Raw genomic sequence first — 13,302 nt, 5'->3', positions numbered from 1 at the left:
GGTTTTTACCCAGGGGAGAGTTCAGGCCCCCTGGAACTGCAGTTCGGCCAGGCGCGCGTAGAGGCCGCCGCGGGCGACGAGGTCGGCGTGCGTGCCCTCCTCGACCACGCGGCCCTGGTCCATGACCACGATGCGGTCGGCGCGCAGGACGGTGGCCAGCCGATGGGCGATGACCAAGGTGGTACGGCCCTTCATCGCCTCGTCCAGCGCCTGCTGCACCAGCCGCTCGTTCTCAGCGTCCAGGGCGCTGGTGGCCTCGTCCAGCAGCAGGACCGGCGCGTCGCGCACCAGGGCGCGGGCGATGGCCAGGCGCTGGCGCTGGCCGCCGGACAGCGAGCGGGCCCGCTCGCCCAGCGGCGTCTCCAGGCCTTCCGGCAGCGCTTCCAGGAAGGCCAGCGCCTGGGCCTCGGCGGCGGCGGCCACCGCCTCGTCGCGCGAGGCGGCCTCGCGGCCGAAGCGGATGTTGTCCAGCGCCGAGCCCGAGAACAACGGCGCCTCCTGGGCGACCAGGGCGATGCGCTCGCGCACCGCGCGCGGATCGGCGTCGCGCAGGTCCACCCCGTCCATGCGGATGCGGCCCGACTGCGGATCGTAGAAGCGCAGCAGCAGGCGGAAGACGGTGCTCTTGCCCGCGCCCGAGGGGCCGACCAGGGCGACCGTCTCGCCCGGGCGGACGTCCAGGGTGAACCCGTTCAGGGCCGGCAGGTCCGGCCGGCCGGGATAGGCGAAGGTGACGTTCTCGAACGCCGCCTCGCCGCGCGGCTTCACCGGCAGAGCGACCGGCTGGGCCGGGGCGGCGATGGAGGGCCGCTCGCGCATCAGCTCGTCGATTCGCTCCATGGCCCCGGCGGCCTTCTGCACGTCGCCCCAGGCCTCGCCCAGCGAACCGACCGAGCCGGCCGCCAGGAAGGACAGGAAGACGAACTGGGCCAGGGCGCCGGCCGACATGTCGCCGGAGATCACCGCGCGCGCCCCCAGCCACAGGATCACGGCGATGCCGCAGAACATCAGGGTGATGACCAGAGCGGTCATGGAGGCACGGGCCCGGATGCGCTTGAGCGAGGCGGAGAAGGCGCCCTCGACCGCCGAGCCGAACTGGGCGGTGGCGCTCTTCTCGCGGCCGAAGGCCTGCACGGTCTCCAGCGCGTCGAGGCTTTCGCCGGCGTAGCCGACCGCGTGGGCGAAGCGGTCCTGCGACTGGACGGTCAGCTTCTTCACCTGCCGGCCGACCAGGAACATGGGGGCCAACACCACCGGCCCCAGCAGCAGCACCAGCGCGGTCAGGCGCGGGCTCACCCAGAACAGCACGGCGACCGCGCCCAACAGCATGACCATGTTGCGCAGCGCCACCGAGATCGAGGTGCTGAGCAGGGTCTCCACGATCTGGATGTCGGTGGTCATGCGCGACAGGACTTCGCCCGTGCGCATCTTCAGGAAGAAGGCCGGATCCAGGGTCATGACGTGGGCGTAGACCGCCTTGCGCAGGTCCGCGACCGTGCGCTCGCCCGACTTGGTCACGTAGAAGTACCGAAGCGCCGTCGCCAGGGCCAAGGCGATGGCGACGGCGCCTAGCAGCAGGAACCAGCGGTCGATTCCCCCGCCTCCGGTCGCGAAGCCGTGGTCGACCAGCAGGCGCGAGGCGCCGGTGAGACCGAGCGTCGCAGCCGACGAGCAGAACAGGAACAGCAGGGCCAGGCCCGTGTCGGTCTTGTGCCGCAGCATGAAAGGCAGCAACCGCCCCAACGGGCGCACGTCGCGCTTCTTCTCGCGCCGGCGGGCCTCGTCGGCGATCTGACCTACAACCATCGCGCCGGGATTGGGCCGGCCCCGGGCCTCGGACGCGGCCTCGGTGGAACTCATGTGCGCCTCTTGCCTTTCTGAGCAGGCTGCGTGTATAGAGCCGCGCTCCCGCCGGGACCACCGGCGGGTTTTCCATTTACGCGACTATCTTTGGGCGCCGCGCCGATGAAACAGGACATCCACCCCGACTATCACTTCATCACCGTGGTGATGACGGACGGGACGACCTATCAGACGCGTTCGACCTACGCCAAGGAAGGCGCGACCCTGAACCTCGACATCGACCCGAAGACCCACCCGGCCTGGACCGGCGGCAACCAGACCCTGCTGGACCGGGGCGGGCGCGTGTCGCGCTTCACCAACAAGTTCGGCGGCTTCCTCAAGAAGTGACCCGGCCGCATCAGCGGACGAAGAAAGAGCGCCGGTCGTCGACCGGCGCTTTTGCTTTTTGGGCCTCACAGCCTAACGTTACCGCGCATTAACGCGGCGGTCATAATGAGGCCGCGCTTCCGGGATTTCGGATGGGAATGATCCGAGCGCTTCTGATCTCAAGCGCCGCCGCCGCGCTCGTCGCCGGCACGGCCCACGCCCAAAGCCAGTCGCAGAGCCGGGCTCCGGCGCCGGCGGGCCAGCCCGCTCCCGCAGCGCTAAAGCCGGCCGCGCCGACGGCCAGGCCGGCCGCCTCGACCCCGCCGATGGTCGTGCCGCAGGCCCCGCCCGCGCCGCCCGTCCCGCTGCCCCGCACCGCGGTCGACGCCTACCTGCCGGCGGTGCCGGCCGAGGTCGCCGCCGACGTGCGGCGCTTCTACGTCGCGCGCAAGGACAAGACCGCCTGGAACAAGGCCAGCGAGGCCGAGCTGCTGGCGGTCCTGAACGAGGCCCAGAAGCACGGCCTCGACCCGAAGAGCTACGTGCCGGTGCTGGGCAAGACGCGCGACCTGGATCGCGACGCGCGGCTGACCGGCGCGGCCCTGCTCTACGCCAAGACCCTGGCGTTGGGCCGGGTCGACCCGTCGACGGTCGAGACCCTGTGGGAGCTTCGCCGCAACAGCCTGGACGGCGCCACGGGGCTGCAGACCGCGCTGAACGGCGACGGCGTGCGCGCCTGGCTGGACAGCCTGGCTCCCAGCGACCTCGGCTACACCAACCTGTCGGCCGGCTATCTGAAGTACCGCGACCTGGCCGCCAAGGGCGGCTGGCCGAAGTTCGAGCCCGGCGCGGTGATCCGCCCCGGCGACGCCGACCCGCGCCTGCCGGCCCTGGTCGCGCGCCTGGTGGCGGAAGGCGACCTGGCCGACACGATGGAGGTCGAGACCTACGACCCGGCCCTGGTCGAGGCCGTCCAGCGCTTCCAGGTCCGCCACGGCCTGGGGGGCGACGGCGTGATCGGGGGCGACACCCAGTCCGCCCTGGCCGCCACCGCCGAGGACCGCGCCCGCCAGATCGCGCTGAACCTGGAGCGCCGCCGCTGGCTGCCCCGCCAGCTGGCGTCCGAGCGCATCGAGGTGAACACGGCCGCGGCCATCATGGTCTACTGGCGCGACGGCGCGCCCTACCACGCCAGCCGCGTGGTGGTGGGCACCTCCCGCAACCAGACCCCCAGCCTGGAGAAGGAGTTCAGCTCGCTGGTGGCCAACCCGCCGTGGAACGTCCCGGCCGGTATCGCCGCCAAGGAAATCCTGCCCAAGGGCGCCGGCTATCTGGCCGCCGAGAACATGTACGTGACCGAGGACGGTCGCGTCGTGCAGCGCCCCGGGCCGAACGCCGCGCTCGGCCAGGTGAAGTTCGAGCTGCAGGACTCCTACGCCATCTACCTGCACGACACGCCCACGAAGAGCGCCTTCGCCAGCCCCAAGCGCCACCGCAGTCACGGCTGCGTGCGCGTGGAGAACGCGGTCGAGTTCGCGCGCCTGCTGCTGGAGCCGGATCCGACCGCCCTGCAGCAGTTCGACGAGCTGCAGACCTCCGGCGAGACCAAGCGGGTTCAGCTGTCGCGCTCGATCCCGGTGCGCCTGCTCTACTGGACCACCTTCGTCGACGGTCAGGGCCGGGTGGCCTTCCGCCCGGACGTCTACGGGCGCGACGCCAAGCTAGCCCAAGCTCTGGGCATCGACGTCTATCTGCCGGGCGGCACGACCGTGCAGGACCCGACCGACGTCGGCCCGTAAGTCGATCGCTGGGACTCCGACGATATTCACTTAGGGGTCGCCACCTATCGTGACGCTACGCGTTCAGGACGGGTAGTTCTGTACGAGTAGAGGATGCCGCGTCCCCTGATGTACGCCGCCTGCGCGGCGGTGATTTTCACCACCAGCGCCTGCGGCGCCGACGCCCTGGGCCAGTCGGGCGAGCGTTCAGCGCCTGCGCTTTCTCCCCTCGAGATGGAAGCCGCCCTGCAGGGGCGGGAGATGTCGGTGCGGAGCTTCTACGCCGCCCGGCAGAACCAGGCCGCCTGGACCGAGGCCGACGCCACATCCCTCATCGAGGCCATCGGCAAGGCCGACCGCCAGGGGCTCGATCCGGCGCCTTACCTGAAGCTGATCCCGCCCGCCGAGGCCGGTCTGGCGGCGCGCGACGTCGGCCTGACCCGCGCCGCCCTGGCCTACGCCGGCGCGCTGTCGTCGGGCGTGGTCGATCCGACCACGGTCAATCCGATCTGGGAGCTGGACGGCAACCGGCTGAACCCCGCCCCCGGCCTTTCCGCCGCCCTGAGCCGCGGCGAGGTCGGCGAATGGCTGGCCTCGCTGGCGCCCCAGGACAAGGAATACGTGGCCCTGTCGGAAGCCTATGTGAGCTACCGCAAGCTCGCCGAGACGAGCGACTGGCCGCGCGTGCCGGCCGGCGCGAAGCTTGCCCCCGGCGGCCGCGACACGCGCTTGGGCGCCCTGCAGGCCCGCCTGGCGGTCGAAGGCTATCTGCCCGCGTCGGGCGCCCAAGCGCCCGCCCCGGCCAGCTACGGTCCCGATCTGGTGGCCGCGGTGACGCGCTTCCAGACCGACCACGGCCTGAACGCCGACGGCTTGATCGGCGACGACACCGCCGAAGCCCTCTCCGAGAGCCCGGGCGACCGCGCCGCCCGCATCGCGGTCAATCTGGAACGCCGCCGCTGGCTCAGCCGCGTCGTCCCGCAGACGCGCATCGACGTGAACACGGCCTCGACCGTCCTGACCTACTGGCGCGACGGCGTTCCGGTGCATGTGGCCAAGGTCGTGGCAGGCCGGCCCAAGGACCCCACGCCCTCGCTGGGCTCCCCGTTCAACAGCCTGGTGGTGAACCCGCCCTGGGTGGTGCCGGCCTCGATCGCGAAAAAGGAGATCGCCCCCAAGGGCCGCGGCTACCTGCGCAGCCACGGCATGTCCTGGCGCGACGGCCAGATCGTCCAGCGGCCGGGCCCGAAGAACTCGCTGGGGCAGGTGAAGTTCGACATGGACAACCCGCACTCCATCTACCTGCACGACACCCCGTCCAAGGACCTGTTCGCCGAGAACGAGCGCCATCTCAGCCACGGCTGCGTGCGCGTGGACGGCGCGGTCGAGTTCGCGCGGGAGCTGGCGGAGGAGAGCGGCAAGGGCGCGGAATTCGACGCGGCCCTGGTGTCGGGCAAGACCGAGCGCGTCGACCTGGGCCGGAGCGTGCCGGTGCGGCTGCTCTATCACACGGTGTTCGTCGATGCGGACGGGCGCGTGGCCTTCCGGCCCGACGTCTACGGGTGGGACGACGACCTGGCGCGCGCGATGGGCGTGAAGGGCCGCGATCGGCTGGCGACGGCGCGGGACGTCACCGCCCCGCTCGGCCCGTAGGAACGCTTAGCCCCCGAAGGCGGCCTGCAACCGTCCGAACTGGGACAGCACCGGGTGGGCGGCTTCCTCGACGGGGCCATCCACGAACATCTTGCGGTCCAGGTAGAGCACGCGGTCGTAGAGTCGCTCGGAGCGGTCCAGCAGGTCGCGCAGGTCGGCCGGCAGGTCCTCGACGTGCGCGCCGGGCTCGGCCTGGCACACGGCCTGGGCGCCCAGGCGATAGCGCGGCAGGCAGGCTTCGCGGGCCTCCATGTCGCCCTCGCGCACCGCGCGCTGGACCAGCAGCCAGGAGGCGACCTGCATCAGCCGGGTGGTCAGGCGCATGCTCTCGCCCGCGTAGGCCAGGGCGGCGGAGCGGGACAATAGCTTGGAGTCGCGGCGGCCGTCGCCGTCCAGGTAGGCGGCGGTCTCCTCGACCAGCTCCATGCCTTCGCGGAAGGTGCGGTCGAACAGTTCCGAACAGGCGAAGTCGTGCACCGTTTCGGCTTGGGCGACGGAGATGTCCGCGTCCTGATCGATCAACTCATTGCCCCCTGTGCAGCCGAGACGAGACCCGCGCCTCGTCACGGCCGGCGCGCTGCAACGGCCGTGCCAACCGTTAAGAACCCTTGAACGAAAACAGCGCGTCGGCCGCGCTCTTCTTCGCCTGCTTGCCGTCCAGCGCCGCGCGCGAGCGCGCCGCCTCGGCTTCCAGCACGGCGATTCGCTCTTCCAGTTCCTCGACCCCGTAGAGGTCGAGATCCTCACGCTTCAAGTCCGCCAAGGCCGCGCCGCGGCCTGTCGGGCGGGGAAGGTCTTCAAACATACGCCCTCCTCTTTGCTCGGCCCGGAACGAAGGCCTATGTGAACCCCGCTCTTAATGGGAAAGCAAGCATGAGGGCTGAGGTGATGCGCGCGATCGAGGTGCGCGGCGGCGCGGGCCCGGCCGAGGCCCTGACCCTGGCCGAAGTTCCCGTGCCGCGGCCGAAGGCGAACGAAATCCTGATCCGGGTGCACGCGGCCGGGGTGAACCGCCCGGACCTGTTGCAGCGCCAGGGGCTTTACCCGCCGCCGCCGGGCGCCCCCGACGTGCTGGGCCTGGAGGTCGCCGGCGAGGTGGCCATGGTCGGCGAGGACGCCGTGCGCTGGCGCGTCGGCGACAAGGTGACGGCGCTGCTGGGCGGCGGCGGCTACGCCGAGTTCGCCACGGTCGACGCCCGCCACGCCCTGCCGATTCCGAACGAACTTTCCTACGTCGACGCCGCCGCCCTGCCCGAGACCGTGTTCACCGTCTGGACCAACGTGTTCGAGCGCGGCGGGCTGAAGGCCGGCCAGACCCTGCTGGTGCATGGCGCCACCTCGGGCATCGGCGTGACCGCGATCCAGATGGCCAAGGCCGCCGGGGCCAAGGTGATCGCCACCTCGCGAGGGGCGGAGAAGGCGGCGCGGGCCAAGAGCCTGGGCGCCGACCTCTCGATCGATTCCAGCGCGAGCGACTTCGTCGCCCCCGTGCGCGAGGCCGGCGGCGCCGACGTGATCCTCGACATGGTGGGCGGGGACTTCGTGTCGCGGAACCTGGAGTGCCTTAACACCGACGGGCGGCTGGTGCAGATCGCCTTCCAGGCCGGCGCGACGGTCGAACTGGACCTGCGCCGGATCATGCTCAAGCGCCTGACCGTGACCGGCTCGACCCTGCGCGCGCGCGACCCGGACGAGAAGGCCCGCCTGGCCGCAGCGGTCGAGGCCCACGTCTGGCCGTGGGTCGAGGCCGGGCTGCTGAAGCCGCCGATCGACGCGGTGTTCCCTCTGGAGCGCGCCGCCGACGCCCATCGCCGGCTGGACGAGGGAACCCACGTAGGCAAGGTCGTGCTGACCGCCTGAGGCGGATTTCCGACGGAGCGTTACAGCCGAGCTTTTCGTGTTAACCTTCGCGCTCAGAGTGCACGGAGGGGATCATGGCTCGGTCGAGCGATCCGCGTGCGTTTGTTCGTCGGCACGCGGCGGCGTTTCTGATTTCAGTGTTTCTGGCGACTCCGGTCCTGGCCCAGCCTTCGGGCAAGGGCACGTGGGAAGCGGAAAGCGGCGACTTCGTCGAGGTCCACAACGGCACCTACTCGCTGGCGGTCAGCGAGCAGGGCGACGGCGGCTCGGTGTTCAGCGAAGGCAAGGTGGTCGATCGCAAGCCCACGGCCGACGGCGGCCTGGAGCTGACGTTGAAGCCGAACACGATCGGCGGCGCCAGCCGGGCCGAGTACGCCACCATGGTGCTGGTGATCTCACCCGACGGCGCCCAGGCCGAGCTGTTCACGGTCCACGGCGGCGCGCGCCACAGCGTCATCAGGCTGGCCACCAAGCCTTAGCGTGTTGCGCCGGCGGCGCTCGCGGCTAGTCTCGCGGACCTGTCCGCGGAGAGCTCATGAGCCCCGATCCTCGCACGACGCTGTCCCCTGGCGATCCGGCGCCCTGGTTCCGGGTCGCCTCGACCAGCAACCCTCGCTACGTGTTCGACACGGTCGCGGGCCGCTACGTCGTGCTGGCCTTCCTGGGCTCCGCCGCCTCGGCCGAGGCGCGGGCGGCGCTGGCCGCCGTCGAGGCGCGCCGGCCGCTGTTCGACGACGAACGGGCCTCCTTCTTCGGCGTCAGCACCGATCCTGACGACCAGGCCCAGGGCCGCCTGGTCGAAAGCCTGCCCGGCGTGCGCTTCTTCCTGGATTTCGAGCGCGCCGTCAGCCGCCTCTACGGCGCGGCCGGCGAGGACGACGGCTACCGTCCGTTCTGTCTGCTGCTCGATCCGATGCTGCGTGTGCTGGCCAGGGCGCCGCTGGAGCGGATCGGAGCGGTCGCGGACCTGCTGGCCACCCTGCCGCCCCCGGAGGACCACGCCGGGGCCGAGATCCACGCCCCGGTGCTGATCCTGCCCCGGGTGTTCGAGCCCGAGTTCTGCCGCCGGCTGATCGAGATCTACGAGCAGGGCGAGGCGCAGGACTCCGGCTTCATGCGCGAGATCGACGGCAAGACCGTGCTGGTGCTGGACCACGCCTTCAAGCGGCGCACCGACCACGAACTCCAGGACGCGGCGGTCATCCAGGCGGCCAAGGCCCGTATCCAGCGCCGGATCGTCCCGGAGATCGCCAAGGCCTTCCAGTTCCAGGTGACCCGCATGGAGCGCCACCTGGTGGCCTGCTACGACGGGGAGACCGGCGGCTGGTTCCGCCCGCACCGCGACAACACCACCGCCGGCACCGCCCACCGGCGTTTCGCCGTAACCATCAATCTGAACGCCGAAGCCTACGAAGGCGGGGAGCTGATGTTCCCGGAGTTCGGCCCGCGCCGGTACAAGGCCCCGACCGGCGGGGCGGTGGTGTTCGGCTGCGGCCTGCTCCACACCGTGGCTCCCGTCACGCGCGGACGGCGCTACGCTTTCCTGCCGTTCCTCTACGACGAGGCCGCCGCCAGGCTGCGCGAGGCCAACAACGCCCACCTGGGCGAGGGCGTGGGCGCCTACCGGTCAGGCGACTCGCCGGCCGCCTGACCGGGAACGCCGCCGCCCGCCCGCGCGCTAGGGCCTCATGGCGGACCTGCGCGTCGGCACTTCCGGCTGGACCTACAAGGACTGGATCGGCCCATTCTATCCGGAGGGCACGAAGGCGGCGGGCCTGCTGGCCTGGTACGCGTCCCGCTTCGACACGACCGAGATCAACGCGTCCTTCTACCGGGTCCCCAGCGAAAAGGCGGTGGCGACCTGGCGCGAACGCACGCCCGAGGGGTTCCTGTTCGCCTGGAAAGCCTCGCGGTTCATCACCCACACCAAGCGGCTGAAGGACGTGGGCGAAAGCCTCGGCTTCATCTTCGGGCGCATGGACGGGCTGGGCGACCGGTTCGGGCCGGTGCTGTTCCAGTTGCCGCCCAACCTGAAGCGCGACGACGAGCGACTGGCCGGCTTTCTCGCCCTGCTGCCGAAGGGGCGCCGCTGCGTCGTCGAGTTCCGCCATCCCAGCTGGTACGAGGCCGCCGTCTTCGAGCTGCTGCGCGCGCACGACGCGGCGCTGTGCGTCTCGGATCACCACCACGCGCCCGCGCCCTGGGAGGCCACGGCCAGCTTCGTCTACGTCCGCGGCCACGGTTCCAGCGGGCGCTATGTCGGATCGTATGCGGACGAGACTTTGACGGACTGGGCGCGGCGGCTGAAGGCCTGGCGCAAGCGCGGCCTGGACGCCTACGTCTACTTCGACAACGACGTGAAGAGCGCCGCCCCGAAGGACGCCGAACGCCTGTTAAATCACATGGATTCCCGCGCGAAGACCGCCGTTCGCAGTTCCCTTCGGCAACGAAGCGGCCTATAGATCGTTCGATCCGCGCCCGGCCGAAAGGCCGGGCGCCGCCGTTTCCAGACCCCCGCTCGCGCGGCAGAACAACGAAAGAACTCGCGCCATGGCCGAGATCCTGATGCCCAAGGCGACCGCCGTCTGGCTGGTCGACAACACCTCGCTCTCGTTCGAGCAGATCGCCGACTTCTGCGGGCTGCACCCGCTGGAAGTGAAGGGCATCGCCGACGGCGAAGTGGCGCGCGACATCCGCGGCGCCGACCCGATCGCCAACGGCCAGCTGTCGCGCGAGGAGCTCGACAAGGCCCAGGCCGACGAGAACTACCGCATGAAGGCCCTGGTCAGCCGTCACGCCGACCTGTTCGCCAAGTCGACCCAGAAGAAGGGCCCGCGCTACACGCCCGTGTCGCGCCGTCAGGACCGTCCGGACGCCATCGCCTGGTTCATCCGTCACCACCCGGAAGTCGCCGACGCCCAGATCGCCAAGCTGCTCGGCACCACCAAGGCCACCATCGAGAGCGTGCGCGGCCGCACGCACTGGAACGCGGCCAACCTGAAGCCGGTGGACCCGGTCACCCTGGGCCTGGTCAGCCAGCTGGAGCTGGACGACGTGGTGCGCAAGGCGGCCGAGAAGAAGGCCAAGGAAGACGCGCGCACCGGCGGGGCCACCCTGCGCCCGGCGGCGGAGTCGACCTCGGTGTTCGGCGAAGAAGAATCGCCGGCGTCCGAGCCTGAGGACGCCGGCGACGAGTGGTGAAGATCTAGCTTGAAGAGCGGGTCTGCAGAGTCTGGATCTCCTCCTTCAGCCTGAGCTTCTGACGCTTCATTTCGTGAACTCGTATGGAATCCGCGTTCGGCCTGGCCATCTCCTGCTGGATGGCCAGGTCGAGCGACTGGTGCCGATTACCGAGTTCACGGATACGAGCGTCTATCGCCATGGCTTGCGCCTCCTAAAAAGGTACGGAACATCTCCAGACCACACCCGTGAGGCTCGGGTGTTGAATCACATTGCGTTTCCACACTTCACGGAATCCGGAGCGAAATTTCTGTGGGTGAACCTGCGCGGATCATCGTGGGCATATCCGGCGCCTCGGGGGCGGCCTACGGCGTGCGGGTGCTGGACGCCCTCGCAGAGCTCGGCGTGGAAAGCCATCTGGTGGTCACCAAGGCCGCCGCGCTGACCCTGGCCAGCGAGACCGATCTGTCCATCGCCGACCTGCAGGCGCGCGCCGCGGTCGTGCACAAGCTCTCCGACGTGGGCGCTTCGGTCGCATCCGGATCGTTCCGCGCCCTGGGGATGATCGTCGCGCCCTGCTCGGTGCGGACCATGAGCGAGATCGCCACCGGCGTGACCTCCAACCTCCTGACCCGCGCCGCCGACGTGACCCTGAAGGAGCGCCGGCCGCTGGTGCTGATGGTGCGCGAGACGCCGTTCCACCTCGGCCACCTGCGCACCATGACCGCCCTGGCCGAGATGGGCGCGGTGATCGCCCCGCCCCTGCCCGCCTTCTACGCCCGCCCGACCTCGATCGAGGAGTTGGTCGACCAGTCGGTCGGCCGCGCGCTCGACCTGTTCGGCCTGGACTGGAAGCCGGTGAAGCGCTGGGGCCGCGATCTCGGTCCCGTGAGCGAGATGTGAGCATGCGTCTGTGGGACTGGGCCGTCGCCGCCTATGCGCGGCCGGGGGTGAGCGAGCGGTGCCTGTTGCTGCAGGACACCCACGCCCAGAACGTGCCGCTGCTGCTGTGGGCGGCCTGGTGCGCCGGCGAGGGCCGCGCCCTGGACGAAGACGCGCTCGAAGCCGCGGTCGACACCGTGCGGGCCTGGGACGGCGCGGCGGTCTCGCCCTTGCGCGCCGTCCGGCGCACCCTGAAGGGGCCGATCCCCGACATGACCGACGCGGCGCGCGAGGCTGTGCGCGAGCAGGTCAAGGCCGCCGAGCTGGCGGCCGAGCGCGCCCTGCTGGACGACCTGGAGGCGCTGTCTTCGGCCGCGGCCAGCGGAACGAAGCCTTACGCGCCGGCCCTGGTCGCCGCTTCCAAGGCCTGGAGCCGCGTGACTCCGCGGGCGGATCTCGAAGGTCTCGCCGCCCAGCTTCCGGCCTGACCCGCCCTCGGGTATAATCCAGGTTTCTCGCGCCGGGGTCGCGCGCGAGGGGACCTAAGTCTGCGCATGAACGACGACGATTCGACCGCCCGGGCCGGTGACCCCCACATCCGCTCCCGGGTGCAAACCCTGCGGCAAGAACACCAGGATCTCGACGCATCCATCAGTGCGCTCGAGACCATGCCCCTGCCCGACCAGCTGCTGATCGCGCGCCTGAAGCGCAAGAAGCTGGCCCTGCGCGACCAGATCGGCGTGCTGGAAGACCAGATCCTGCCGGACATCATCGCCTGATCCCCCTCCTCCCCTGTGAAGCGCAGCGGAACGGGGGAGCGGAACCGCCGAAGGCGGTGGAGGGGCGAACCGCGGGCGCGGCTCTCCGCGGAGAGCTTGATCCGAATTCCTTGAACGTCGAGGGGGGCGCTCGCCCCCTCCACCACGCTTCGCGTGGTCCCCCTCCCCCGCTTGGCAGGGGAGGAGAATTCGTCACCGGCTCCGCTTGCGGACGAACATGGCCGCGTCGGCTTCGGCCAGCCACTGCTCCGCGTCCGTCTGGTCGACCAGGGCGCGCACGCCGAACGATCCGCCCAGCGGGACCGGCATGCCGCTCCAGTCGAAGCCGCCGGCGGCGATCAGGTCGGTGAGCACGGCCGCCTTGGCCTTGGCCGACGCCTCGTCGGCGTAGAGCATCAGCACGCCGAACTCGTCGCCGCCCAGCCGGCCCAGCCAGTCGCTGTCGCGTAGGTTGGCGGTGAGCAGTTCGCCGATCCACTTCAGCGCCGCGTCGCCGGCGGCGTGGCCGAAGCTGTCGTTGACCGACTTGAAGCCGTCGAGGTCGAGATAGAGCAGCGAGGCCTTGGTGCCGTAGCGCCGGCTGGCGCCGATCACCCGCTGAAGCTCGCGAATGAAGGCCCGGCGGTTCAGCACCGGCACCAGCGGGTCGTGGTCGGCCAGACTTTCGGCCGTCTCGGCCCGCACCTTCAGCTCCGCCACCTCGGCGCGCAGCCGCTCGACCTCCGCCCGCAACGCGCGCACGTCGTCGGTGTCGACCGGCTGACTGCGAACGCTCTCGGACGTCATCAAAGGCTCCCACACGCGAGTCACGAACGCCGCGCCGGATGATGCTAGCGCCGGTTTCAGGCGGTGGGGAGCCCGCTCAGCCGCTCCTTTCAACGTCAGATCGCGTGCGCTGCGACGAAAACCGCGTCCATTCGACCGGCGCACGCCCTCCCTTGTTGCGGGCGCGACCCGCCTGCCTATACTCCGCGGCTTTTCCGGGCCGGGGGAAGGCACGC

At 70.6% G+C, this 13,302-nt stretch carries 16 protein-coding genes; 11 read left to right on the top strand and 5 right to left on the bottom strand.

Features of this window, described 5'->3' with window-relative positions:
• Positions 1-21: 21 nt before the first annotated feature.
• Positions 22-1,860: an ABC transporter transmembrane domain-containing protein gene (locus H8B08_RS00750; RefSeq protein ID WP_187448313.1), complete on the bottom strand. Its 1,839-nt coding sequence runs from the start codon at positions 1,858-1,860 to the stop codon at positions 22-24.
• Between the two features lie 105 nt (positions 1,861-1,965).
• On the opposite strand from H8B08_RS00750, the gene rpmE reads away from it, so the two are divergent.
• The 3 genes from rpmE to H8B08_RS00735 all read left to right on the top strand — a co-directional run bounded on the left by rpmE (position 1,966) and on the right by H8B08_RS00735 (position 5,600).
• Positions 1,966-2,190, top strand: a complete 225-nt coding sequence (gene rpmE / locus H8B08_RS00745; protein ID WP_163259259.1) for a 50S ribosomal protein L31 — start codon at positions 1,966-1,968, stop codon at positions 2,188-2,190.
• Between the two features lie 137 nt (positions 2,191-2,327).
• Positions 2,328-3,968, top strand: a complete 1,641-nt coding sequence (locus H8B08_RS00740) for a murein L,D-transpeptidase (protein WP_255500603.1) — start codon at positions 2,328-2,330, stop codon at positions 3,966-3,968.
• Between the two features lie 93 nt (positions 3,969-4,061).
• On the top strand, positions 4,062-5,600 hold the full coding sequence (locus H8B08_RS00735; protein ID WP_222934243.1) for a murein L,D-transpeptidase: 1,539 nt from the start codon (positions 4,062-4,064) through the stop codon (positions 5,598-5,600).
• Between the two features lie 6 nt (positions 5,601-5,606).
• Here H8B08_RS00735 and H8B08_RS00730 read toward each other — a convergent pair whose 3' ends face one another.
• Both H8B08_RS00730 and H8B08_RS00725 read right to left on the bottom strand, forming a co-directional pair.
• On the bottom strand, positions 5,607-6,122 hold the full coding sequence (locus H8B08_RS00730; RefSeq protein WP_240454710.1) for a DUF1465 family protein: 516 nt from the start codon (positions 6,120-6,122) through the stop codon (positions 5,607-5,609).
• A gap of 76 nt (positions 6,123-6,198) precedes the next feature.
• A complete protein-coding gene (locus tag H8B08_RS00725; RefSeq protein ID WP_163261878.1) occupies positions 6,199-6,405 on the bottom strand; it encodes a DUF1192 domain-containing protein in 207 nt (68 codons plus the stop codon).
• A gap of 68 nt (positions 6,406-6,473) precedes the next feature.
• Between H8B08_RS00725 and H8B08_RS00720 the strand changes: the two genes are divergently transcribed.
• From H8B08_RS00720 to H8B08_RS00700, 5 genes are all read left to right on the top strand, one after another.
• Positions 6,474-7,460, top strand: a complete 987-nt coding sequence (locus H8B08_RS00720; RefSeq protein WP_255500602.1) for an NAD(P)H-quinone oxidoreductase — start codon at positions 6,474-6,476, stop codon at positions 7,458-7,460.
• A gap of 137 nt (positions 7,461-7,597) precedes the next feature.
• The gene (locus H8B08_RS00715) at positions 7,598-7,939 is read left to right on the top strand and encodes a hypothetical protein (RefSeq protein ID WP_187448312.1); all 342 of its coding nucleotides are present in this window, start codon (positions 7,598-7,600) and stop codon (positions 7,937-7,939) included.
• 56 nt (positions 7,940-7,995) lie between these two features.
• Entirely contained in the window at positions 7,996-9,111 is a 1,116-nt protein-coding gene (locus tag H8B08_RS00710; protein ID WP_187448311.1) for a 2OG-Fe(II) oxygenase, read from the top strand.
• A gap of 37 nt (positions 9,112-9,148) precedes the next feature.
• Positions 9,149-9,922 (top strand): DUF72 domain-containing protein, encoded by a 774-nt coding sequence (locus tag H8B08_RS00705; protein ID WP_187448310.1) that lies wholly within the window; start codon positions 9,149-9,151, stop codon positions 9,920-9,922.
• A gap of 88 nt (positions 9,923-10,010) precedes the next feature.
• Positions 10,011-10,661, top strand: coding sequence for a cell cycle transcriptional regulator TrcR (locus tag H8B08_RS00700; protein WP_187448309.1), 651 nt, complete (start codon positions 10,011-10,013; stop codon positions 10,659-10,661).
• 4 nt (positions 10,662-10,665) lie between these two features.
• On the opposite strand, the gene H8B08_RS00695 is transcribed toward H8B08_RS00700, so the two are convergent.
• Entirely contained in the window at positions 10,666-10,842 is a 177-nt protein-coding gene (locus tag H8B08_RS00695; RefSeq protein ID WP_187448308.1) for a YdcH family protein, read from the bottom strand.
• Between the two features lie 110 nt (positions 10,843-10,952).
• Between H8B08_RS00695 and H8B08_RS00690 the strand changes: the two genes are divergently transcribed.
• The 3 genes from H8B08_RS00690 (at position 10,953) to H8B08_RS00680 (ending at position 12,301) form a co-directional block, all read left to right on the top strand.
• Positions 10,953-11,543, top strand: a complete 591-nt coding sequence (locus H8B08_RS00690) for a UbiX family flavin prenyltransferase (protein WP_370545365.1) — start codon at positions 10,953-10,955, stop codon at positions 11,541-11,543.
• Between the two features lie 2 nt (positions 11,544-11,545).
• Entirely contained in the window at positions 11,546-12,010 is a 465-nt protein-coding gene (locus tag H8B08_RS00685; protein WP_187448607.1) for a TIGR02444 family protein, read from the top strand.
• A gap of 66 nt (positions 12,011-12,076) precedes the next feature.
• Positions 12,077-12,301 carry a YdcH family protein gene (locus H8B08_RS00680; protein WP_163261872.1) on the top strand — a complete coding sequence of 75 codons (225 nt, stop codon included), beginning with the start codon at positions 12,077-12,079 and terminating at the stop codon, positions 12,299-12,301.
• 192 nt (positions 12,302-12,493) lie between these two features.
• Here the strand turns inward: H8B08_RS00680 and H8B08_RS00675 are convergent, their stop codons facing one another.
• Positions 12,494-13,087, bottom strand: a complete 594-nt coding sequence (locus H8B08_RS00675) for a GGDEF domain-containing protein (protein ID WP_187448307.1) — start codon at positions 13,085-13,087, stop codon at positions 12,494-12,496.
• Positions 13,088-13,302: the final 215 nt, after the last annotated feature.

Source organism: Caulobacter sp. 17J80-11, from assembly GCF_014349105.1.
Classification (GTDB): domain Bacteria; phylum Pseudomonadota; class Alphaproteobacteria; order Caulobacterales; family Caulobacteraceae; genus 17J80-11.
Note: the sequence above shows the minus strand (reverse complement) of the source record. Positions and strands in the feature narration are given on the sequence as shown.

Coding starts and splice junctions, on each gene's coding strand:
- H8B08_RS00750 (WP_187448313.1), bottom strand. CDS start 1,860: ATGAGTTCCACCGAGGCCGCGTCCGAGGCCCGGGGCCGGCCCAATCCC.
- rpmE (WP_163259259.1), top strand. CDS start 1,966: ATGAAACAGGACATCCACCCCGACTATCACTTCATCACCGTGGTGATG.
- H8B08_RS00740 (WP_255500603.1), top strand. CDS start 2,328: ATGATCCGAGCGCTTCTGATCTCAAGCGCCGCCGCCGCGCTCGTCGCC.
- H8B08_RS00735 (WP_222934243.1), top strand. CDS start 4,062: ATGCCGCGTCCCCTGATGTACGCCGCCTGCGCGGCGGTGATTTTCACC.
- H8B08_RS00725 (WP_163261878.1), bottom strand. CDS start 6,405: ATGTTTGAAGACCTTCCCCGCCCGACAGGCCGCGGCGCGGCCTTGGCG.
- H8B08_RS00720 (WP_255500602.1), top strand. CDS start 6,474: ATGAGGGCTGAGGTGATGCGCGCGATCGAGGTGCGCGGCGGCGCGGGC.
- H8B08_RS00710 (WP_187448311.1), top strand. CDS start 7,996: ATGAGCCCCGATCCTCGCACGACGCTGTCCCCTGGCGATCCGGCGCCC.
- H8B08_RS00705 (WP_187448310.1), top strand. CDS start 9,149: ATGGCGGACCTGCGCGTCGGCACTTCCGGCTGGACCTACAAGGACTGG.
- H8B08_RS00700 (WP_187448309.1), top strand. CDS start 10,011: ATGGCCGAGATCCTGATGCCCAAGGCGACCGCCGTCTGGCTGGTCGAC.
- H8B08_RS00695 (WP_187448308.1), bottom strand. CDS start 10,842: ATGGCGATAGACGCTCGTATCCGTGAACTCGGTAATCGGCACCAGTCG.
- H8B08_RS00685 (WP_187448607.1), top strand. CDS start 11,546: ATGCGTCTGTGGGACTGGGCCGTCGCCGCCTATGCGCGGCCGGGGGTG.
- H8B08_RS00680 (WP_163261872.1), top strand. CDS start 12,077: ATGAACGACGACGATTCGACCGCCCGGGCCGGTGACCCCCACATCCGC.
- H8B08_RS00675 (WP_187448307.1), bottom strand. CDS start 13,087: ATGACGTCCGAGAGCGTTCGCAGTCAGCCGGTCGACACCGACGACGTG.